Origin of the sequence: Agrococcus jenensis, assembly GCF_003752465.1 — a bacterium.
Classification (GTDB): domain Bacteria; phylum Actinomycetota; class Actinomycetes; order Actinomycetales; family Microbacteriaceae; genus Agrococcus; species Agrococcus jenensis.
Genome location: NZ_RKHJ01000001.1, coordinates 1 through 22,093, shown reverse-complemented (window position 1 = coordinate 22,093; position 22,093 = coordinate 1). Strand labels below are relative to the sequence as shown.

The window sequence follows — 22,093 nt, the reverse complement described above, 5'->3', positions numbered from 1 at the left end:
CCGGAGCCTACCCAGCGGCCGGGAGGGCCTCCTGGGCGACCACGATGCGGCTGCCACCGCCCGGCGCCGGCACGACCCGGATGCGCGCGGGGATGCGCTCTTGCATCTGCTGGACGTGGCTGATGACGCCGACGCTTCTCCCGCCCGCGCGCAGGTCGTCGAGCACGGCCATCGCCTGCTCGAGCGTGTCGGCGTCGAGCGAGCCGAAGCCCTCGTCGACGAACAGCGTCTCGAGCGAGACGCCGCCCGCCTCGGCCTGCACGACGTCGGCGAGGCCGAGCGCGAGGGCGAGCGAGGCGAGGAACGTCTCACCGCCCGAGAGCGACTCGGTCGTGCGCGCCTTGCCGGTGTGGGCGTCGAGCGCGAGCAGCCCGAGCCCGCTCGCCCTGCCGCGGTAGGCGGTCGACTCGTCGTGCAGCAGCGAGAAGCGCCCGCCCGTCATGCCGGCGAGCCGCAGGTTCGCGGCGTCGACGATCGCGGCGAGGCGGGTCGCGAGCACGTAGGTCTCGATGTCCTGCCTGCGGGGGTTCTCGCCCCGCAGCGCACCCGCGAGCGCCCGGAGCGCCATCGCGTGCGCTGCGCCCTCGCCGAGCGCGGCGAGCGCGCTGCGCGCCGCCGCCGCATCGGCGAGGGCGAGCCTGCGGCGCTGATCGGCCTCCGCGTCGGCGCGCGCCGCCGCGCGCTGCGCAGCGGTCGCCTCGGCGAGCACCGCCTCGAGCGGCTCGAGCTCCGGCACCTCGTCGCCGAGGTCGGCGAGCTCCGGCTGCGCGAGCACGCCGCGGGCGCTCGCCTCCTGCGCGTCGTGGTCGCGGATGCGCGCGCGCATCGCCGTGCGCTCGCTGGCGTCCAGGCGCGCCTCGACGGCCGCCTCCCGGGTCGCGAAGCCATGCGCGTCGAGCGCGGCGGCACCGGCCGCCGCCGCCTCGGCGTGCTCCGTGAGCGCGGCCCTGCGGCCGGCCTCCGCGTCGAGCCAGCGCTGCAGCGCGTCGCGCCGCGCGGTCGAGCTGGCCACGAGCGTCGCGGCGTCCTCGCCGCCGAGCGCCTCGTCGAGCCGCTCCCGCGCATCGGCCTCGCGCGCCGCGACCGCCGCGGCGCGCTCGCGCGCCTGCGCGGCATCCGCCTCGAGCGCGACGATGCGCTCGTCGAGCGCCGCCGTCGCGGCGTCGTGCGCCTCGAGCTCGCGCTGCAGCCGGGCGCGCTCGACCGCAGCGCTGCGGCGACGCTCGCGCTCTGCGCGGGCGTCGTCGAGGGCGGCGGCGAGCGCCTGCTCGTCGTCGTCGCCCGCGACCGCCGCGCGGGCGGCGCGGCGCGCGTCGACCTCCGCGAGCGCCGCATCGGCCTCGCGCGCGGCGGCGACCGCCGCCTCGGCCCGCTCCCACGCGGCCGCGACGGCCTCAGCCGTCGTGGCGTCGGGAGAGGGCTCGGCGGGCGCCGGATGCGTCGTCGAGCCGCACACCGGGCACGGCTCGTCGTCGGCCAGCCCGGCCGCGAGCTCGCCCGCGATGCCGGCGATGCGCGCCTCCTGCAGCGCGGCGGCGTGCGCGGTCTCGGTGCGCGCGAGCTCGAGCGCCGTCGTCGCCCGCGCGCGAGCCGCGCCGACCTCGAGGGCGAGCGACGCCACGTCGCGGGCCGCGGCGAGCCGGTCCTGGGCGGTGGCCACCGCGGCCTCGGCCGCGTCGGCCCCGGCGGCGGCCGTGCTCGCCGCCTCGCGAGCGCCGACCAGCCGGTCGCGCTCTGCCGGGTGCCGCTCGCGCTCCGCGCGGGCGGCGCCGAGCGCCTCGCTCGCGGCCTCGGCGGCCGCCGCCGCGCGGGCGGTCGCGATCGCGAGCCCGGGCATGGCGCGCTCGAGCTCCGCCGCGGCCTGGGCGACCGCGGCGTCGTCGCCGGCCGCGTCGTGCGCCACGACGACCGCGTCGCGTGCCGCCTCGACGTCGTCGGGCAGCTCCGCGGCCGCGAGCTCGAGCGCGGCGTCGGCCGCGGTGACCCCGCCGTCAGCCCTCGCCCAGCGGTCGAGCGCGCCGCGGGCCTCCGCCGCGCGCTCCGCCTCGTCGAGCCGCGCGCGCGCCGCGTCCACCTCGTCGCCGACGAGCGCGAGGGCCGCGAGCGCATCGCGAGCGGCGTCGCGCCGGCGCAGGAGCGCGAGCCGCTCGCGCGCCGCGTCGCGCGCGTGGCGCGCCTGCCGCTCCGCATCGCTCGCCCGGGCGGCAACGGCGGCCGCCCGCTCGCTCGCCTCGGCGAGCGCGGCCTCGAGCGCGTCGAGCTCCTCGACGGTCACGGCGCCGGCGTCGGCGCTCTCGACCGCGTCGTCGTCCGCATGGCCGTCCGCACGGTCATCCGCTGCGAGCGCCGCGACCGCCTCGCGCACCCGGCGGCCGCGATCGGCGAGCACGGCCTCTCGCGCCTCGCGCTCGGCAGCCAGCGCCTTGCGGTCGGCCTCGAGCAGGTCGCGGAGCCCGCCGAGGTCACCGGTGCCGAACAGCCGCAGCAGCAGCGCCTTCCGCTCGTCGCTCGTCGCGCGCAGGAACTCGGCGAAGCCGCCCTGCGCGAGCAGGATCACCTGCAGGAACTCCTGCTTCGTGAGGCCGACGAGCCGGCCGACCTCATGGCCGACCTCCTTCGTCGTGGTGGCGATCGCCTCCCAGCCGTCCGCCGTCCGCTCGAAGAGCGTCGCGCGCGCCGGCTCGCGCGTCGTGCCGGTGCCGCGCGCCTTCGGCCGCTCGTACTCCGGCGAGCGCAGCACCCGCAGCACCCGGTCGCCGAGCTGCACGTCGAGCTCGACGACGGTCGGCGACCCGGGCCCCGCGAGGTCGCTGCGCAGGTGCGCGCGCTCGTCGTAGCGCGGCGCCGACCCGTAGAGCGCGAAGCTGATGGCGTCGAGCACGGTCGACTTGCCCGCGCCCGTCGGACCGGCGATGAGGTAGACGCCGTCGCCCTCGAACGACGAGAAGTCGACCTCGAACCGGTCGCGGAACGGCCCGAACGCCTCGAGGGCGAGCCGCAGGATCCTCACCTGGCCGCCTCGGCTGCCGCGACGCGCGCGAGGCCGTCGGCGACGAGCGCGCGCTCCGCATCGCTCGGGCCCTCGCCGCGCACGTGCTCGAGGAACCCCTCGACCACCTCGGCGTCGCTGCGCCGCTGCAGGCGCTCCCGCACGCCGGCGGCATCCGCACCGCCGACGGCGCCCGCCCACTCGACCTGCGCGCAGTGCGGCCAGCGCTGCTGCAGCCGTCGCATCGCGTCGAGCGGCATGGCGGCGTCGGTGAGCACGGCGCGCACCCAGTGGTCCTCGGTGCCGTCGTGCGCGGGGTCGGCGAGCAGCGCGTCGAGCTCGCCGCGCACCTGCGTGAGCGGCCGCGGCACCGGCAGGCTGATCCACGAGACGCCGTCGAGGCCGTCCGCGCCGAGCTCGACGAGCCACCCGCCGCGCTCGGGCGAGCGCTCGCGGAAGGAGTAGTGCAGCGGCGCACCCGAGTACCGCACCGCCTCGGCGAGCGCCTGCCGCGAGTGGATGTGGCCGAGCGCCGCGTAGTCGACGCCGTCGAACGTCGCGATCGGCACGACGTCGAGGCCGCCGGCGCGGATCTCGCGGGGTGCGTCGTCGTCGTCGGCCGCGACGCCCGCCGCGAAGCAGTGCGCGAGCACGACGGCGCGGGCCGGCCGGGCGGCGAGATCGGCGCGGATCGCGTCCATCGCCCAGCGCATCGCATCGGCCTGCGTGCGGATGCCCGACTCGGGCAGCGCGGCGCGCAGCACGACCGGCTCGAGGTACGGCACGGCGAAGACCTGCACGGGCCCGTGCTCGTCGTCGAGCTCGATGCGCCACGAGTCGGGGTCGAGCGCGGTGGTGCTGAGGTGGAGCCCGCCGGCGCGCGCGAAGCCGGCGTTCGCGCCCAGGCGGGCGGGGGAGTCGTGGTTGCCGCTCGACAGCACGACCTGCGCGCCCGCGTCGCGGATCGACTGCAGCGCCCGCGTGAGCGCCTCGACGTGCCGGCCGGCGGGCATCGCCGAGTCGTAGACGTCGCCCGCGACGAGCACGACGTCGATGCGCTCTCGGCGAACGATCGCGGCGAGCTCCTCGAGCACGGAGCGGAGCGCGTCGACGGTGTCCGCACCGTGGAACGTGCGCCCGACGTGCCAGTCGGAGGTGTGGAGCAGCCGCATGCCACCACGGTAGGGCCGGGCGCCGACGTCGGCAGGGCGCGGCGCGCGCCGGTAGGCTGGCAGGAGCCCCTTGCCCGCGCTCGAGTAGGGACTGCACCACGTGCTGCTCACTGTGACGATCCTCGCCGTCCTCGGCGTCGTCGGGAGCGCCCTGAGCAGTCGCATGGGCCGGTTCGTCTTCCTGCTGCCGGCAGCGGCGAGCCTCGCGGCCGCGGCCTGGTTCGGCATCCAGGGCCCTGCGGTCTCGGCCGGCGCCGTGCTCCAGGAGCGCATCGAGTGGATGCCGGCGCTCGGCATCGCGGTCGACCTCCGGCTCGGCGCGCTGCAGTGGCTGCTCGCGATGGTCGTGCTCGCGGTCGGCGGCCTGATCTTCGTCTACTGCGCGTGGTACTTCGACTCGCGCAAGCTCGCGCCGCGCACGGTGGGGCTCCTCACCGGCTTCGCCGCGTCGATGCTGCTGCTCGTGCTCTCGGACGACCTCATCGTGCTCACGGTCGGGTGGGAGCTCACGACCGTCTTCTCGTACCTGCTCGTCGGCCTCAACCACCGCTCGGCGAGCAACCGCCGCGCGGCGCAGACGGCGCTCATCGTCACGACCGTCGGCGGGCTCGCGATGCTGACCGGCATCATGCTGCTCGAGTCGCAGACGGGCACGTTCTCGCTCGCCGCGACGCTCGCCGACCCGCCGCGCACGACCACGGCGGCGTGGGGCGCGGCGCTCATGGTCGTCGGGGCGCTGTCCAAGTCGGCGATCGTGCCGTTCCAGTACTGGCTGCCCGGCGCGATGGCGGCGCCGACGCCCGTCTCGGCGTTCCTGCACGCCGCAGCGATGGTGAAGGCGGGCATCTTCCTCATCGCCGCGCTCGAGCCGGCGTTCGTCGAACTGCCGTGGTGGCGCTGGGGCCTCGTGAGCCTCGGCATCGTCACGATGCTGCTCGGCGCCGTGCGCGCGATGCGGCAGCTCGACATCAAGGTGCTGCTCGCGCACGGCACGGTGAGCCAGCTCGGCCTGCTCGTCACGGTGCTCGGCATCGGCACGCACGCCGCGATGCAGGCGGGGCTCACGCTGCTCGCCGCGCACGCCGTCTTCAAGGCGGCCCTGTTCATGGTGGTCGGCGCCGTCGACCGCGCGACCGGCACGCGCGACCTGCGCGAGCTCGGCGGGCTCGCCCGGCGGATGCCGCTCGCCGCCGGCGCCGCGGTCGTCGCGGCCGCCTCGATGGCCGGCATCCCGCCCGCGATCGGCTTCCTCGGCAAGGAGGCGGCGCTCGACGCGGCGATCGCCGACACCGGCGAGCTCGCCGCGCTCGGCTGGGTCGCCTTCGTCGGCATCGCGGTCGGCGCGGCGCTCACCGTCGCGTACTCGCTGCGGTTCGTGGTCGGCACGTTCTTCGGCGACCTCGTCACCGAGCCGAAGCGGCGCTCGCCGTGGCTCGTCGTCGCACCCGTCGTGCTCGCGCTCGCCGGCATCGTGCTCGGCTTCGCCGGCGACCCGATCTCCGACCTGCTCCACCCGCACGTCGAGCTCGTCCCCGCCGGTGAGGACGCGCCGCACCTCGCGCTCTGGCACGGCGTCACCATCCCGCTCATCGCCTCGATGCTCGCGTGGCTCGCGGGCACCGCCGCGTTCCTCGCGCTCGGCCGCCGTCGCCGCCCGCCGCACGGCGCCGACCCGTTCGAGCGCGGCTACCACGCGAGCATGCGGGGCCTCGACCGCCTGGCGGTCGAGGTCACGAGCCGCATCCAGACGGGTTCGCTGCCGCTCCACGTCGCCACGATCATGCTCGCCGTCGTCGCCCTCCCGGGCTCGGCGCTCCTCCTGCAGGTCGGCCTCGGCGACGACATCCGGCTCTACGACTCGGTCGGCCAGATCGGCGCCGCGGGCATCATCATCGTCGCCGCCGTGCTCGCGACCACGACGCGCGGGCGCCTCAAGGCGTTCATGCTCGTCTCGGTCGTCGGCTACGGCGTCGCGCTGCTCTTCCTGCTGCACGGCGCCCCCGACCTCGCGCTCACGCAGGTGCTCGCCGAGACCGTCTTCCTCGTCATCCTCGTGCTCGTGCTGCGCCGCCTGCCGAAGTACTTCACGAACCGGCCGCTGCGCGCGGCGCGGTGGCTGCGCGCGCTCCTCGGAGCGATGGTGGGCACGATCGCGGCGGCGGCGTCGATCGTCGCGCTGCAGTCGCGCACGGCCCAGCCGATCTCGGAGGCGTTCTACGAGTACGCCTACACGTTCGGCTTCGGCGAGAACATCGTCAACGTCACGCTCGTCGACATCCGCGTCTGGGACACCCTCGGCGAGGTCTCCGTCGTGCTCGCCGCGGCCACGGGCGTCGCGAGCCTCATCTTCGTCCGCCGCCCGGTCGCGGGCAGCGGCGTGCTCCGCCCCACGCCCGGCGGGCCCGGCAGGCGCACCTGGCTCCGCGGGGCGTTCGCCGACGCGGAGCTCGCGTCGCCCGTCCTCGAGATGATGACGCGCCTCCTCTTCCCCGTGATGATGGTCGCCTCCGTCTACTTCCTCGCGGTGGGCCACAACCTGCCCGGCGGCGGCTTCATCGGCGGGCTCGTCGCGGGCGTCGCGCTCGCCGTGCGCTACCTCGCGGGCGGGCGCGACGAGCTGCTCGAGGCGGTGCCGTTCGACGCCGGCAAGCTGCTCGGCGCCGGCATGGCGCTCGCGGTCCTGAGCGTCGTCTGGCCGGTGCTCATCGGCGGCCGCATCGGGCAGTCCTACGCCCTCGAGGCCGTGCTGCCGCTCATCGGCGAGGTCAAGCTCGTCACGACCCTGTTCTTCGACGTAGGAGTCTGGCTCATCATCATCGGCGCGATGCTCGACTTCGTCCGCTCGCTCGGTGCGGGCATCGACCTCCACGGCGAGCAGGACGTCGCACCCCGGCCCGAGTACGGCTCGGACCGGTCGCTCCCGGGTCGCGAGGTGCAGGCATGACGCCCTCGCTCGTGCTCGCGGTCGCCGGCGGCGTGCTCATCGCCGCGGGCGTCTACTTGCTGCTCGAGCGCAGCCTCATGCGCATCCTCGCCGGCGTGATGCTCGCGGGCAACGGCATCAACCTGCTCTTCCTCGTCGCGTCGGGCCCCGCTGGCCTCGCGCCGATCGTGGGGGAGCCGGAGGCGCAGATCGCCGATCCGCTGCCGCAGGCGCTCGTGCTCACCGCGATCGTGATCTCGCTCGCGACCGGCGCGCTGCTGCTCGCGATGTCGTACCGCTCGTTCCAGCTCCAGGGCCACGACGAGGTCGCCGACGACGTCGAGGACACCATCGTCCGCCGCCGCGCGCAGGCCGACCTCTCGAGCGAGGCCTACGTCGAGCCCGACTCCAGCACCGCGACCGACACGGAGTCGGGCGGCAGGCTCGTCCGCGACGACGTCGTCCCGGCCGGCAACGACGCTGCCGAGCCGGAGCGCTGATGGACCTCGCGAACCTCGTCCCCGTCCCGGTCCTGCTCCCGCTGCTCGCGGCCGGCATCACGCTCGCGCTCGCGCGCTACCCGGCATGGCAGCGCGTCGTCTCCGCGTCGACGCTCGCCATCAACGCGGTGCTCGCGCTCGTGCTGTGCCTCGCGGCCGACGCGCTCGGCCCCATCGTGCTGTGGGTCGGCGCGTGGCCCGACGGCACCGGCATCGTGCTCGTCGCCGACCGGCTGTCCGCGCTCATGGTGCTCGTGTCGAGCGTCGTCACCGCGCTCGTCGTCATCTTCCCCTCGCGCCGCGACATCGCCGACGGCGCCGACGGCGCGCCGGTCTCGGTCTTCCACCCGACGTTCCTGGTGCTGACGGCCGGTGTCTCCAACGCCTTCCTCGCCGGCGACCTCTTCAACCTCTTCGTCGGCTTCGAGACGCTCCTGTTCGCCTCGTACGTGCTCATCATGCTGGGCGCGACGAAGGAGCGGGTGCGCGCGGGGTCGACCTACGTGGTCGTGAGCGTCGTCTCCTCCACCCTCTTCCTGCTCACCATCTCGATCGTCTACGGCGCGACCGGCACCGTGAGCTTCGCGCAGCTGCCCGAGCGGCTCGCAGCGCTCGACCCGGGGCTCCAGCTCGTGATCCAGCTGCTGCTGCTCGTGGTGTTCGGCATCAAGGCGGCGGTCTTCCCGCTGCAGGCCTGGCTGCCCGACTCCTACCCGACGGCGCCCGCGAGCGTCACGGCGGTCTTCGCCGGCCTCCTCACGAAGGTCGGCGTCTTCGCGATCATCCGGGTGCAGACGCTCCTGTTCCCCGAGAGCCCGCTCAGCGACCTGCTGCTCGTCGCGGCGATCCTCACGATGCTGCTCGGCATCCTCGGCGCGCTCGCCCAGGGCGAGATCAAGCGACTGCTCTCGTTCACGCTCGTGAGCCACATCGGCTACATGCTGCTCGGCGTCGCGCTCGGCACGGCCGCGGGCCTCTCCGGCGCGATCTTCTACATCGTCCACCACATCCTCGTGCAGACGGCGCTCTTCATCGTCGTCGGGCTCATCGAGCGGGTCGGCGGCTCGACGAGCCTCGCGCGCCTGGGCGGGCTCGCGTCCGTGCCGCTGCTCGCGGTGCTCTACCTCGTACCGGCGCTCAACCTCGGCGGCATCCCACCGTTCTCCGGCTTCCTCGGCAAGGTCGCGCTCATCGACGGCGCACTCGAGATCGGGTCGCCGCTCGCCATGATCGCCGTCGTCGCGGGCGTCGCGACGAGCCTGCTCACGCTCATCGCCGTCATCCGCGTGTGGCAGCGGGCGTTCTGGCAGGACCAGGCGCCCGACAACGAGCGCGTGCTGTCGGTCCGGGTGCTGCCGCGCATCTGGATCCTGGCCGCCTCGGCGCTCGTGGCCGTCACGGTCGCCCTCACGGTGCTCGCCGGACCGCTGACCGCCTACGCGGAGCGCGCGGCGGCCGACATCCGCGCCGGCGCGTACCAGGCCGCGGTCGAGGAGGCGCAGCCGTGAAGCGCCCCGCCCTCCGCTACCGCGCCTCGATCGTCGCGACCGTCGGCCTCGCCATCGTCTGGATGATGCTGTGGGGCGAGCTGACGCTCGGCGCCGCCGTCTTCGGCGTGCTCGTGGCGCTCCTCATCCAGATCGTGTTCCCGCTGCCCGACGTGCCGGAGCTGGAGTCGTTCCGGCCGATCGGGTTCGCGCGGCTCGTGCTCGTCACGCTCGGCGGCCTGGTCGTCTCGAGCTTCCAGGTCGCGGCGAAGGTGCTGGCGTTCTGGCGGCCGACGCGCAACGCCATCATCCGCGTGCCGCTGCGGAGCCAGTCGCCCTTCATCACCGTGATCACGGCGGAGCTCGCCTCGCTCGTGCCGGGCTCCGTCGCGGTCGACGCCGACGCGGGATGGGTCCTCCTGCACGTGTTCGACGCCTCGACGCCCGCCGCGATCGAGCACGCCCGCGCCAAGGTGCGCTCGACCGAGGCGACCGTGCTGCGGGCGTTCGGCACCGCCGAGGACCGCGCGCTGCTGCGCCTGCCCGCCCCGGGGACCGAGCAGGCCCCAGCGCCACGGCCCGCCCCAGACACGGAGGAGGAGCGCTGATGCAGCTCGTGCTCATCGCCGCGGGCGTCATGCTCGCGGCCGCCGCCGCGCTCACGCTCGTGCGCATCGTCCGCGGCCCGGCGCCGAGCGACCGCGTCGTCGCGACCGACGTGCTCATCGCGATCGTCGCGGGCTCGCTCGCGGTCGAGGCGGCGATCAACCACCACAGCTATACGATCCCCGTCATCCTCGTGCTCTCGCTGCTGGCCTTCGCGGCGACGGTCTCGATGGCGCGCTTCATCGCCGGCAGGCAGGGCGTCGTGGGCTCCGGGCCCCGGCGCCGGGGGCGCGGCGCATGACGGTCGAGGGCGTGCTCGACGTCGTGGGCGCCGTGCTGATCCTGCTCGGGGCGGCGCTGAGCCTCACGGCCGCGATCGGCCTGCTGCGGCTGCCGGACGTGCTCAACCGGATGCACGCGGCGTCGAAGCCGCAGACGCTCGGCTTCCTGCTGCTGTGCGTCGGGCTCGCGCTCGTGCTGCGCGACGGCGCGGCCACGGCGATGCTCGTGCTCGCCGCCGGCCTCCAGCTCGTCACCGCGCCGGTCGCGACGCAGATGATGGCGAAGGCGGCGCACCGCACCGGCCAGTACCGCGCCGACCTCGTGGTCGACGACCGCGATCGCGACCAGCCGGCCGACGGGGACGAACCGGCTGACGGCGACGAGCAGACCCGATAGGATCGCGAGCAGACACGCACAGCCGGCCGCTGCACGCCCGCGCGGGAGAGCCCCTCACGGGGCACCGAAGGAGCAAGCCTCCCCGCCAAACTCTCAGGTCCTCGAACCGCGCGGGAAGGCCACTCTGGAGCAGACCGTCGACGGTCCGCGACAGAGGGGGAGTCCAGACCACGCAGGAGGACTCATGACCGCGACCGGCACACCCCCATCCGAGACGGCGGGGCGCACCCCGCTGCTCGCCGTGCACGAGGCTGCCGGGGCGCAGCTCATCGACTTCGCCGGCTGGGCGATGCCCGTGCGCTACGGCTCCGACCTCGCCGAGCACCAGGCGGTGCGCGAGCGCGCCGGGCTGTTCGACCTCAGCCACATGGCCGAGATCCGCGTGCGGGGCGCAGAGTCCGCGGCGTTCCTCGACCACGCGCTCGCCGGCCGGCTGTCGGCGATCGAGCTGTGGCAGGCGAAGTACTCGCTGCTGCTCGCCGAGCAGGGCGGCATCGTCGACGACGTGATCGTCTACCGCACGGCTGGGACAGGCACCGGCGCGAGCGAGTTCCTCGTCGTCGCCAACGCGTCGAACCGCACCGCCGTGCTCGACGCGCTCGCCGCGCGCGTCGCCGGCTTCGACGCGACGATCGCCGACGAGACCGACGACACGGCGCTCGTCGCCGTGCAGGGCCCCGCGGCCGCCGCCATCGTCGGCGCGATCGGGCTCGAGTCCGAGCCGATCGAGCAGCTGCGCTACTACCGCAGCCTGCCGGCGGTCTTCGAGGGCGAGGACGCGCTGCTCGCCCGCACCGGCTACACCGGTGAGGACGGCTTCGAGCTGTACATCGCCGCGCACGCGGCCGAGGACCTCTGGCGGGCGCTCGTGCTCGCGGGGGAGGCGCACGGGCTCGCGCTCTGCGGGCTCGCCGCGCGCGACACCCTCCGGCTCGAGGCCGGCATGCCGCTCTACGGCCACGAGCTCTCGCTCGACACGCTGCCGGCGCAGGTCGGGCTCGGCCGCGTCGTGGCGCTGAAGACGAAGGGCGACTTCGTCGGCCGCAGCGCCGTCGAGGCGGGCCCGGCCGAGGACGCGCCGGTGCTCGTCGGGCTGACCGCAGAAGGCCGCCGCGCCCCGCGCGCGGGCTACCCGGTGCTCGACGGCGACCGCGTCGTCGGCACCGTCACGAGCGGCGCGCTGTCGCCGACCCTCGGCCACCCCATCGCGATGGCCCTCGTCGAGCCCGGCTCGGCGACCTCCGACTCCCTGTCCGTCGACGTGCGCGGCACCCGGCTCCCCGCCGCCGCCACCGACCTGCCGTTCTACACCCGAGAGGCCCGAGCATGAGCGAGACCCAGTACACCCCGGACCACGAGTGGGTCCGCACCGACGGCGACGTCGCGACGATCGGCATCACCGAGTTCGCGCAGGCGGCGCTCGGCGACGTGGTCTTCGTGGACCTCCCCGGCGTCGGCCGCAGCTTCGCGAGCGGCGAGGCGATCGGCGAGATCGAGTCGACGAAGTCGGTCGGCGAGCTCATCGCGCCCGCCGCGGGCGAGGTCGTCGAGGTCAACGACGAGGTCGCGGGCGACCCGACGCTCGTCAACTCCGCCGCCGAGGGCGACGGCTGGCTCGTCAAGGTGCGCTTCAGCGAGCAGCCCGCGCTGCTCGACGAGGCTGCCTACCGCGAGCTCACCGACTGATGCGGCCGTTCGTCGAGCGCCACATCGGCACCGATGCGGCCGACCAGCAGCGGATGCTCGAGGTCGTCGGCTTCGACTCGCTCGCCTCCCTCATGGACGCGGCCGTGCCCGCCGGCATCCGCTCCGAGGGCACCGGCATCGGCGAGGCCGCCTCCGAGACGGCGGCGCTCGCGGAGCTCCGCACGATCGCGAGCCGCAACCGCGTGCGCCGCAGCGCCATCGGCCTCGGCTACCACGGCACGATCACGCCGCCGCCGATCAAGCGCCTCATCCTCGAGAACCCGTCCTGGTACACGGCCTACACGCCGTACCAGCCGGAGATCAGCCAGGGCCGCCTCGAGGCGCTCCTCAACTTCCAGACGATGGTCGCCGACCTCGCGGGCCTCGACATCGCGAACGCGTCGATGCTCGACGAGGGCACGGCGGTCGTCGAGGCGATGCTGCTCGCGCGCCGCGCCTCGAAGTCGTCGTCGTCGGTGCTCGTCGTCGACGCCGACCTGCTGCCGCAGTCGAAGGCGCTGCTGCGCCACCGCGCGCACGCGACCGGCATCGAGCTCGTCGAGCTGGCGCTCGCCGAGACGGACCCCGCCGACCTGCCCGACTCGTTCGGCGTCATCGCGCAGCTGCCCGGCGCCTCCGGGCACGTCTGGGACGCGAGCGGCATCTTCGCCGCCTCGACGCGCATGGGCGGTGTGCCCGTCGCCGCCGCCGACCTGCTCTCGCTCGCGCTCATCGAGGCGCCGGGCCACCAGGGCGCCCGCATCGCGGTCGGCTCGTCGCAGCGCTTCGGCGTGCCGATGGGCTTCGGCGGCCCGCACGCGGGCTTCATGGCCGTCGCCGACTCGCTCACCCGGCAGCTGCCCGGGCGCCTCGTCGGCGTCTCGGTCGACGCCGACGGCTACCCCGCCTACCGGCTCACGCTGCAGACGCGCGAGCAGCACATCCGCCGCGAGAAGGCGACGAGCAACATCTGCACCGCGCAGGTGCTGCTCGCCGTGATGGCGTCGATGTACGGCGTCTACCACGGTGCCGACGGCATCCGGGCGATCGCCGAGGGCGTCCACGGCGTCGCGACGCGCTTCGCCGAGGCCGCGCGCGGGGCGGGCGTCGAGGTCGTGCACGACGCCTTCTTCGACACCGTGCGGATCCGCGTGGCCGGCCGGGCGGCGCAGCTGCAGACGACCGCGGGCGACGCGGGCATCCTCGTGCACCGCATCGACGACGACACGCTCCACGTCAGCTTCGACGAGACCTGGATCGACGACCTCGACGCGTTCCGGCTGCTCACCGAGGCGCTCGAGATCTCCGAGGCGCCCGCGACCGAGGTCGGCGACGCCGCGATCGCTCGCGCGATCCCCGCGTCGCTCGTGCGCGAGACCCCCTTCATGGACCACGAGGTGTTCCGCACCCACCGCTCGGAGACGCAGCTCATGCGCTACGCGAAGCGGCTCTCCGACCGGGACTACGCGCTCGACCGCGGCATGATCCCGCTCGGGTCGTGCACGATGAAGCTCAACGCCGCAGCGGAGATGGAGGCCATCACCTGGCCCGAGTTCTCGCAGCTGCACCCGTACGGGCCGATCGAGGATGCCGAGGGCTCGCTCGCGCTCATCGACGAGCTGGCCGACTGGCTCGCGTCGATCACCGGCTACGACACCGTCTCGCTGCAGCCGAACGCCGGCGCGCAGGGCGAGCTGGCCGGCCTGCTGGCGATCCGCGGCTACCACCGCTCGCGCGGCGACGACCACCGCGACGTCGTACTCATCCCCGCCTCGGCGCACGGCACGAACGCGGCCTCGGCCGTGCTCGCCGGCTGCCGGGTCGTGGTGGTCGCGACGCGCGGCAACGGCGACGTCGACGTGGCCGACCTCGAGGCGAAGATCGGCACGCACGCGGGTGACCTCGCCGCGCTCATGATCACCTACCCGTCGACGCACGGCGTCTACGAGTCGGAGATCCGGCGCATCACCGACCTCGTCCACGAGGCGGGCGGGCAGGTCTACATCGACGGCGCCAACCTCAACGCGCTGCTCGGGCACGCGACGTTCGGCGACATGGGCGGCGACGTCTCGCACCTCAACCTGCACAAGACGTTCTGCATCCCGCACGGCGGCGGCGGCCCGGGCGTCGGCCCGGTCGCGGCGAAGGAGCACCTCGCGCCGTTCCTGCCGCGCGACCCGCGCGAGGCGGCGGCGCCGGTCGACGGCCTGCTCGTCGGCGAGAACCCGATCTCGGCGGCGCCGTGGGGCTCCGCGTCGATCCTGCCGATCTCGTGGGCGTACGTGCGCATGATGGGGCTCGACGGGCTCACGAAGGCGACGGCGAGCGCCGTGCTCGCGGCCAACTACGTCGCCGCGCGGCTGCGCGAGCACTTCCCGGTGCTCTACACGGGGGAGCACGGGCTCGTCGCGCACGAGGCGATCCTCGACCTCCGCCCGCTCAAGGAGGCGACCGGCGTCTCGAACGACGACGTCGCGAAGCGCCTCGTCGACTACGGCTTCCACGCGCCGACGATGTCGTTCCCGGTGGCGGGCACGCTCATGGTCGAGCCGACCGAGTCGGAGGACCTCGCCGAGATCGACCGCTTCATCGACGCGATGATCGCGATCAAGGCGGAGGCCGACGCGGTCGGCCGCGGCGAGGTGCCGCTCGCCGAGAGCGCCCTGCGCCGCGCGCCCCACACCGCGGGCTCGATCGTGCACGGCGAGTGGGATCGCCCCTACTCGCGCGAGCACGCCGTGTTCCCGGTCGCGGGCGTCGAGCACGCCAAGTACTGGCCGCCGGTCGCGCGCATCGATCAGGCGTACGGCGATCGCAACATCGTCTGCAGCTGCCCGCCGGTGGAGGCCTTCGCCTGATGCCGACGCCCGCACGCGGCGCGATCCGCCGCGCCTCCGCCGCGCTCGCCGCCGCGACGGTCGTGGCGATCGCGCTCACCGCGTGCGGGCCGCAGGTCGAGCCGCGGGTGCAGGCGGACTCGAGCGTCGAGGTCGCCTGGTCGGGTGAGCTCACGTCGACGAACGCGGCGTCGACGCTCGGCCGCACCCCCGGCAACCTCGACGTCGCGGCCATGACGCGGGCGGCGTTCGCGACGGTCGACGCCGACGGCGAGGTGCGCGAGGATCCGTCCTTCGGCACCGCGACCGCTGTCGCCGACAGCCCGTTCACCGTGCGCTACGACCTCGCCGAGGGCATCCGCTGGTCGGACGGCGCGCCGATCGACGCGGCCGACCTCATGCTCGCGTGGCTCGCCGCGTCGAACGCGCTGTCGACTCCCGACCTCGACCCCGAGGCGCTGCGGGGCGCTGACGGCGCGATCGAGCTGCCGGAGGCGGCCGTGTGGTTCGACGTCGCCGAGCCGGGCGGGCTCGTGCACGCGACCGAGGTGCCGGTGCGCGACGACTGGGCGCGGTCGATCGACGTGCGCTTCTCGCAGCCGGTGCCCGACTGGCGCACCGCGCTCGACGTCGCGGTGCCGGCGCACGTGCTCGGCGAGCGCGTGTTCGGCGTGACCGACCCGATGGAGGCCAAGCAGCGCGTGCTCGACGCGATCGACCGCGCCGACCCGCTCGTGCTGTCCACCCTCGCCGCGGCCTGGAGCAGCGAGCTGACCGTCGACGCCGCGACGCTGCCGGACGGGGCGCCGGGTGCCGCGGGGATCTCGAGCGGCCCGTACCGCCTCGAGTCGGTGCGCGACGGGCGCGTCGAGCTCGTCGCGAACGGCGAGTACGTCGGCGCGCAGCTGCCGCAGGTCGAGCGCATCGCGCTCGCCGCGACGGCCGACGAGGCGGCGGCGCTCGCCGGCCTCACCGCCGGCGAGCTCGACGTCGCCACGATCCGGCCGACGGACGCCGACCGCGACGCCATCCGCGACCTCGACCGCGAGGACGCGACGCTCCTGACCGCGGGCGACGGCACCCGCTGGGAGCTCGTGCTGCGCGCCGACCGCACCCCGCTCCAGCCGGCCGACGCCCGCCGCTCGTTCCTGCACGCGATCGACCGCCGCGCCGTCGCCGAGGCCGCGCTCGGGGAGGCGGCCGCCGAGGCGACCGGCGTGGACTCGGTGCTGTTCCGCCCCGGCACCCGCATCTACGACTACGCGCTCGAGGACGCCGGCTTCCCGCAGGCGTTCGGCGGCGCCGACGAGGAGCGCGCGGTCGCCGAGCGCGACGCGGTGGGCGTGCCCGCCGGTACCGAGCTGTGCGTGCGCTACGACCGGGCGGACGCGTTCGCCGCCGCCGCGCTGCCGGCGATCGCCGCGCAGGCCGCGACGGCGGGCTGGGCCGTGCGCGACTGCGGCGTCGACGACCTCGCCGCGGGCCTCGCCCAGGACGACTGGCACGCGGTGCTGCGCCTCGCGCCCGCGCCCGCCGATGCGGCAGCCGTCGTCGAGCGCTGGCGGGACGGCGGGCTCGCCGCGAGCACCGACCCGGCGCGCGAGGCGCTGCTCGACGAGGCGCTCGTGACCGCCGACCAGGACGCGCTCGAGCAGACGCTGCTCGAGGTCGAGGCGTCGCTCGTCGACGCGGCGGTCGTGCTGCCGCTCGTCGAGCCCGCGCAGCTGACGATCAGCGCCCCTGGCGTGCAGGGCATCGCCCCGCGGCCCGGTGCGGCATCCCTCACCTGGAACGCCTGGGAGTGGGGCGTCGAGCAGCCCTGAGCGCTAGCCGAACAGCTGCGGGAAGGTCGCGAACGCCCACGGGTAGCCGACGAAGACGGCGACGTCGATGAGCGTGTGCGCGACGACGAGCGGCACGAGCCTGCCGGTGCGCGCGTAGAGCCAGCCGAACAGCACGCCCATCGCGAGGTTGCCGAACAGCGCGGGCACGCCCTGGTAGAGGTGGTAGACGCCGCGCAGCGCCGCCGCGGCGAGGATGATCGGCCACATGCCCCAGCGGCCGTCGCCCCACCCCAGCCGCCGGAGGCGCTCAAAGGCGTAGCCGATCACGATGACCTCCTCGGTGAGGCCCGCGCGCAGCGCCGAGAGCAGCAGCACCGGCACCGTGAACCACTCGGCGTCGAGCGGCGACGGCACCACGCTCACCGTCAGCCCCAGCTGGCGGCCGACGACGTAGAGGGCGATGCCGGGCACGCCGATCACGAGCACGAGGAGCGCGCCGGAGAGCGCGTCGCGCACGGGCCGCGCGGCGTCGATGCCGAGGGCGCCCAGGTGCGGCCGCCGGCTGCGCCACAGCAGCCAGCAGACGAGCGCGACCGGCACGAGGTCGAGCGCGATGCCGGTGAGCTGGTAGCTGAGGTCGAGCCAGGCGCGATCCGACCTGGCAGGGTTGAGCGCGACCTGCTGCTCGCCGATCGGCGCCGCCCTGGTGCTCAGGTCGACGAACTGCAGCACCGACCACAGCGCGCTCGCGCCGAGCGACAGCAGCAGCACGATGACGAGCTCGACCGCCAGGCGGCGCTGCGAGAGCGGGGGAGCGGCGGCCGGGACCGGGTCGGCGAGGGGCGGGTGCACGCCCCAACGCTACGTCGTACGGGCCGTGGAACGGATTGGCACCAACTTGGTAACGATCGTGTTGCCGTGCGCGCCCGCCTGAAAACCCGTGCATACACTGCCACTATCCAACGAGCAAGGCGGCTCTTGTGGCCGCCCGCTCACCTTGCACAGGAGGAACAGTGACAGACAAGAACAGGCGTCGCGGTCGCGCGCTCGCCGGGCTGGCCATCGGCACTGCCGCGATGGTCGCGCTCGCGGGCTGCACCACGACCACCCCCGCTCCCTCGGAGTCGGGCTCCGCCGCACCGGGTGCCGGTGGCACGATCAGCGTCGCGCAGACCAACGCCGCGACCGCGCTGACGTCGGCCACCCCCGACACCAACCTCAACACCAACGGCATGGTGGACTACCTGACCGGCAACGCGACGGGCCCCGGCTCGTTCCTGTACGTCGACAGCGAGTTCAACGTCGTCCCCGACGAGACCAACGGCACGATCGAGCTCGTCTCGGAGAGCCCGCTGGTCGTGCAGTACACCCTCGACCCCGAGGCTGTCTGGTCGGACGGCACGCCGATGACGACCACCGACATGCTGCTCGCATGGGCGATCGGCTCGGGCTACTACGACGACGCCACGCTCGACGAGGAGACGGGTGAGGTCACCGGTGGCAACCAGTACTTCCAGCTCGCCGGCTCGACCGCAGGCCTGGACACGACCGAGTTCCCCGAGATCGACGAGGAGGCCGGCACGCTCACGCTGACGTACGGCGAGCCCTACGTCGACTGGAACCTCGTCAACCTCATCGGCAAGCCCGCGCACGTCTTCGCCGAGAAGGCCGGCTTCGCGGACGTCGCCGAGCTCGCGACCTTCCTCGAGGAGACGCCCGCCGGTGACCCGGCAGCGCCCGCCGCCGAGAACGAGCAGCTCCGCGCGATGGCCGACCTCTGGAACACGGGCTACAACATCACGTCGATGCCCGAGGACGAGAGCCTGCTGGTCTCGGCCGGCATGTGGGTCGTCAAGGACTTCCAGGCCGACGACGGTGGCTTCATCTCCTTCGAGCGCAACCCCGAGTGGCGCGGCGAGATGGCTCCTTCCTTCGACGAGCTGATCATCCGCTTCATCGGTGACCCGAACGCCCAGATCACGGCCCTCCAGAACGGCGAGGTCGATGTCATCGAGCCGCAGCCGTCTGCAGACACCGTCGCGGCGATCGAGGCCTTCGGCGGCACCCTCATCGAGGGCCCGCAGCTGTCCTACGACCACCTCGACCTGACGATGGACTCCGAGGTCTTCTCGGACCCGGCCGTGCGTGAGGCCTTCCTCATGACGATCCCGCGCCAGGCCATCCTCGAGTCGATCGTGACGCCGATCCAGCCCGACGCCGAGGTGCTCAACTCGCAGCAGTTCGTCGCGAACCAGCCGCAGTACGAGGACGCGGTCGCCGCCAACGGCTACAGCGACTTCGCAGAGCCCGACATCGAGGGCGCTCGTGAGCTGCTCGCCGGCGCCACGCCGACGGTCAGCATCCTCTACAACACGAACAACCCGAACCGCGTCGACGCGTTCCAGCTCATTCAGGCGAGCGCGTCCGAGGCCGGCTTCGTGATCGAGGACGCGGGCTCGCCCGACTGGTCGAGCCTGCTCGGCAGCGGCACCTACGACGCGACCATCTTCGGCTGGATCTCGCCCGGTGTGGGCTACGCCAGCCTGCCGCAGATCTGGCAGACCGGTGGCGGCGGCAACTACAACGGCTACTCCAACGCCGAGGTGGACGCCCTGGCCGACGAGTCGCAGACGATCATCGGCGACGAGGAGCGCCTCACCGAGATCCAGATCGAGATCGACCGTCTCAGCCGTGAGGACTTCTACGGCCTGCCGCTCTTCCAGGTCCCCGGCCTGGTGGCGACCAACGGCACGGTCGAGGGCGTCGTCTACAACGGCGGCCAGACCGGCTCCATCTGGAACACGTGGGAGTGGACGCCCGTCAGCTAGTCTGACGGTCACCAGCTCCCTGTGAGTTAGACCCCGGCCGTGATTGCCGGGACCTCGGTCCCGGCAATCACGGCCATCCCATGTCCGACCCTCGATCGCGCAGCCACAAGCCGCGCGGTTCCCGGAATGATCGGAGCAGTCCGAGCCGTGCTCAGCTTCGTCGTGAGGCGCATCATCGCCTCCATCCTCACTCTTCTCGTGGCCTCGTTCCTCATGTACGTGCTCGCCGCGAACTCGGGCAATCCGCTCGAGGACCTCCAGGCGTCCAACGCCCCGAACGCGCAGCAGCTCATCGGCCAGCGCATCGAGCGGCTCTCGCTCGACGTCCCGCCGCCGCTGCGCTGGTTCGGCTGGCTCGCCGGTGCCGCCGGCTGCCTCGTGCCCTTCGGCACATGCGACCTGGGCGTCGACCTCAACTTCACGCCCGTGACCCAGCTGCTGCCGGGCGCCGTGACCTCGACGGTGAGGCTCGTGGCGGCGTCCACGATCCTCGCGATCCTGCTCGGCGTGATCACCGGCATCGTGTCGGCCCTCCGCCAGTACTCGGCGTTCGACCTCGTGATGACGTTCGTGAGCTTCTTCCTCTACTCGCTGCCGTCGTTCCTCGTCGCGGTGCTGCTGAAGGAGTTCATCGCGATCGACTTCAACAACTGGTTCTCGAGCGGCGACTCGAGCTTCGGCATCGTGCCGACGATCATCGTCGCGCTCGTGCTCGGGTTCATCCTCCAGGCCATCGTCGCCGGCTCGATGCGCAACCGCCTCATCACGTTCGGCGTCTCGGCGGCCGCGACGGTCGCCGTGCTCGTCTACATGGACGCGGTGAACTGGTTCCAGACCCCTGGCCTCGGCGCGGTCGGCCTGCTGCTGCTCATCGCCGGCGTCGTCTTCGGCGTCGTCGCGCTGCTGTCGGGCTTCGAGAACCGGCGGGTGCTGCTCGGTGCGGGCGTCGCGGGCGTGCTCGCCTACGCCTCGTACTTCCTGCTGCAGCCGCTCTTCGCGATCTCGACGATCTGGACGGTCATCATCATCGCGCTCGCGGTGCTCGCCATCTGCTTCGTCGTCGGCTTCCTCATCGGCGGTCCTGACCGGAGCCTCGTGGTCCGCGTCGCGATGCTCGTCGGCTTCGTGTCGTTCCTGCTCGTGGTCGCGGACCGCTTCCTGCAGGCGTGGCCCGGCTACGTCGCGCACCCGCGCATCAACGAGCGCCCGGTCGCGACGGTCGGCGAGGCGACGGTGGGCCTGCAGGGCGACATGTGGTTCATGGGCATCGACCAGATCATGCACTTCCTGCTGCCGACGATCTCGCTCACGCTCATCTCGTTCGCCGGCTACACGCGCTACGCGCGCGCGGGCCTCCTCGAGGTGCTCAACCAGGACTACATCCGCACGGCGCGGGCGAAGGGCCTGTCGGAGCGCACCGTCATCACCCGGCACGCGTTCCGCAACATGCTCATCCCGATCACGACGATCGTCGCGGCCGACATCGGCGCGCTGCTCGGCGGCGCGATCATCACCGAGCGCGTCTTCGCGATCAGCGGCATGGGCTCGCTGTTCGCCGTCTCGCTCGCCCGGGTCGACCTCAACCCGATCATGGGGTACTTCCTCGTGATCGGCATCACGGCGATCCTGTTCAACTTCATCGCAGACCTGAGCTACGCGCTCCTCGACCCGAGAGTGAGGGTGAAGTGACGACCGTGGCACCCGACAACGGCAAGACCACCGACCACACGGTCGGCGAGAGCCAGAGCAGCGTCATCCTCAAGCGCTTCGTGCGCAACAAGACGGCCATGGTCTCGCTCGTCCTGCTCCTGTTCATCTTCGTCTTCTCCGTCTCGGCGATCGGGCTCGGCCCGATCCCCGGCTGGTGGAAGTACGACTACGTGACGCCCAGCGCGCCCTTCGAGGGCGGTCGGCCGACGCTGTCGCTCATCCCCGGTCCCGGCTTCGGGCTCGGCGAGCACCCCTTCGGCCAGAACCGCATCGGCGTCGACTACTTCGCCATGACGATGCGCGGCGTGCAGAACTCGTTCCTCGTGATCATCCTGCTCGCCGGCGTCGCGACCGTCCTCGGCACGGTCGTCGGCGCGCTCGCCGGCTACTACCGCGGCTGGGTCGACGCGATCCTCATGCGCATCACCGACGTCTTCATCGTCATCCCGGCGATCGTCGTCGGCGCGGTCATCGGCCGCATGACCGGTGGCCTCGGCGTGCAGTGGCTCGCGATCACGCTCGGGCTCGTCACCTGGATGGGCATCGCCCGACTCGTGCGCGCCGAGTTCCTGTCGCTGCGCGAGCGCGAGTTCGTCGAGGCTGCCCGCGTCGCGGGCGCGTCCGACATGCGCATCATCTTCAAGCACATCCTGCCGAACGCCATCGGCGTCGTGATCGTGGCGGCATCGCTCATCGCGGCGGCGGCGATCCTGCTCGAGACGGCGCTGAGCTTCCTCGGCTACGGCATCCGCGCACCCGAGTCGTCGCTCGGCCTGCTGGTCTCGCAGAACCAGTCCGCCTTCGCCACCCGGCCCTGGCTGTTCTGGTTCCCGGCGGCGTTCATCGTGCTGCCCGCGCTGATGATCAACTTCATCGGCGACGGCCTGCGCGAC

The 22,093-nt window shown here is 73.6% G+C and carries 16 protein-coding genes and 1 riboswitch; of the genes, 13 read left to right on the top strand and 3 right to left on the bottom strand.

The genetic code is table 11. The features are described from left to right. Window positions 1-7: 7 nt before the first annotated feature. Complete coding sequence (locus EDD26_RS00080) at window positions 8-3,010, bottom strand: AAA family ATPase (protein ID WP_123695853.1); 3,003 nt, start codon at window positions 3,008-3,010, stop codon at window positions 8-10. Further along, window positions 3,007-4,161, bottom strand: a complete 1,155-nt coding sequence (locus tag EDD26_RS00075) for an exonuclease SbcCD subunit D (RefSeq protein WP_123698346.1) — start codon at window positions 4,159-4,161, stop codon at window positions 3,007-3,009. The genes EDD26_RS00080 and EDD26_RS00075 overlap by 4 nt, the downstream gene beginning before the upstream one ends. A gap of 100 nt (window positions 4,162-4,261) precedes the next feature. Here EDD26_RS00075 and EDD26_RS00070 point away from each other — a divergent pair, with 100 nt between their 5' ends. The 10 genes from EDD26_RS00070 to EDD26_RS00025 all read left to right on the top strand — a co-directional run bounded on the left by EDD26_RS00070 (window position 4,262) and on the right by EDD26_RS00025 (window position 16,701). After that, window positions 4,262-7,105, top strand: coding sequence for a Na+/H+ antiporter subunit A (locus EDD26_RS00070; protein ID WP_123695852.1), 2,844 nt, complete (start codon window positions 4,262-4,264; stop codon window positions 7,103-7,105). Continuing rightward, complete coding sequence (locus EDD26_RS00065; RefSeq protein WP_123695851.1) at window positions 7,102-7,584, top strand: Na(+)/H(+) antiporter subunit C; 483 nt, start codon at window positions 7,102-7,104, stop codon at window positions 7,582-7,584. Before EDD26_RS00070 ends, EDD26_RS00065 begins: the two co-directional genes overlap by 4 nt. Beyond that, window positions 7,584-9,092, top strand: coding sequence for a Na+/H+ antiporter subunit D (locus tag EDD26_RS00060; protein WP_123695850.1), 1,509 nt, complete (start codon window positions 7,584-7,586; stop codon window positions 9,090-9,092). The genes EDD26_RS00065 and EDD26_RS00060 overlap by 1 nt, the downstream gene beginning before the upstream one ends. Continuing rightward, entirely contained in the window at window positions 9,089-9,679 is a 591-nt protein-coding gene (locus EDD26_RS00055) for a Na+/H+ antiporter subunit E (protein WP_123695849.1), read from the top strand. Before EDD26_RS00060 ends, EDD26_RS00055 begins: the two co-directional genes overlap by 4 nt. Then, window positions 9,679-9,978: an MrpF/PhaF family protein gene (locus EDD26_RS00050; RefSeq protein ID WP_123695848.1), complete on the top strand. Its 300-nt coding sequence runs from the start codon at window positions 9,679-9,681 to the stop codon at window positions 9,976-9,978. The genes EDD26_RS00055 and EDD26_RS00050 overlap by 1 nt, the downstream gene beginning before the upstream one ends. Further along, window positions 9,975-10,355 carry a monovalent cation/H(+) antiporter subunit G gene (gene mnhG, locus EDD26_RS00045; RefSeq protein ID WP_123695847.1) on the top strand — a complete coding sequence of 127 codons (381 nt, stop codon included), beginning with the start codon at window positions 9,975-9,977 and terminating at the stop codon, window positions 10,353-10,355. The genes EDD26_RS00050 and mnhG overlap by 4 nt, the downstream gene beginning before the upstream one ends. A 32-nt stretch (window positions 10,356-10,387) precedes the next feature. Beyond that, window positions 10,388-10,474: riboswitch (glycine riboswitch) on the top strand. A 65-nt stretch (window positions 10,475-10,539) separates the two neighbouring features. Then, the gene (gene gcvT, locus EDD26_RS00040; RefSeq protein WP_123695846.1) at window positions 10,540-11,685 is read left to right on the top strand and encodes a glycine cleavage system aminomethyltransferase GcvT; all 1,146 of its coding nucleotides are present in this window, start codon (window positions 10,540-10,542) and stop codon (window positions 11,683-11,685) included. Continuing rightward, on the top strand, window positions 11,682-12,041 hold the full coding sequence (gcvH, locus tag EDD26_RS00035; RefSeq protein WP_123695845.1) for a glycine cleavage system protein GcvH: 360 nt from the start codon (window positions 11,682-11,684) through the stop codon (window positions 12,039-12,041). The genes gcvT and gcvH overlap by 4 nt, the downstream gene beginning before the upstream one ends. Then, window positions 12,041-14,899: an aminomethyl-transferring glycine dehydrogenase gene (gene gcvP, locus EDD26_RS00030; RefSeq protein WP_123695844.1), complete on the top strand. Its 2,859-nt coding sequence runs from the start codon at window positions 12,041-12,043 to the stop codon at window positions 14,897-14,899. The genes gcvH and gcvP overlap by 1 nt, the downstream gene beginning before the upstream one ends. Continuing rightward, a complete protein-coding gene (locus tag EDD26_RS00025; RefSeq protein WP_123695843.1) occupies window positions 14,899-16,701 on the top strand; it encodes an ABC transporter substrate-binding protein in 1,803 nt (600 codons plus the stop codon). The genes gcvP and EDD26_RS00025 overlap by 1 nt, the downstream gene beginning before the upstream one ends. Window positions 16,702-16,704: 3 nt before the next feature. Here EDD26_RS00025 and EDD26_RS00020 read toward each other — a convergent pair whose 3' ends face one another. Further along, on the bottom strand, window positions 16,705-17,514 hold the full coding sequence (locus tag EDD26_RS00020; protein WP_123695842.1) for a CPBP family intramembrane glutamic endopeptidase: 810 nt from the start codon (window positions 17,512-17,514) through the stop codon (window positions 16,705-16,707). Window positions 17,515-17,675: 161 nt separating this feature from the next. Here EDD26_RS00020 and EDD26_RS00015 point away from each other — a divergent pair, with 161 nt between their 5' ends. The 3 genes from EDD26_RS00015 to EDD26_RS00005 all read left to right on the top strand — a co-directional run. Continuing rightward, the gene (locus tag EDD26_RS00015; protein ID WP_245989672.1) at window positions 17,676-19,490 is read left to right on the top strand and encodes an ABC transporter family substrate-binding protein; all 1,815 of its coding nucleotides are present in this window, start codon (window positions 17,676-17,678) and stop codon (window positions 19,488-19,490) included. Between the two features lie 147 nt (window positions 19,491-19,637). Beyond that, entirely contained in the window at window positions 19,638-21,179 is a 1,542-nt protein-coding gene (locus EDD26_RS00010; RefSeq protein WP_123695841.1) for an ABC transporter permease, read from the top strand. Next, the coding region (locus EDD26_RS00005; protein WP_245989670.1) for an ABC transporter permease at window positions 21,176-22,093 on the top strand (918 nt) is incomplete at its 3' end. The genes EDD26_RS00010 and EDD26_RS00005, both read left to right, overlap by 4 nt.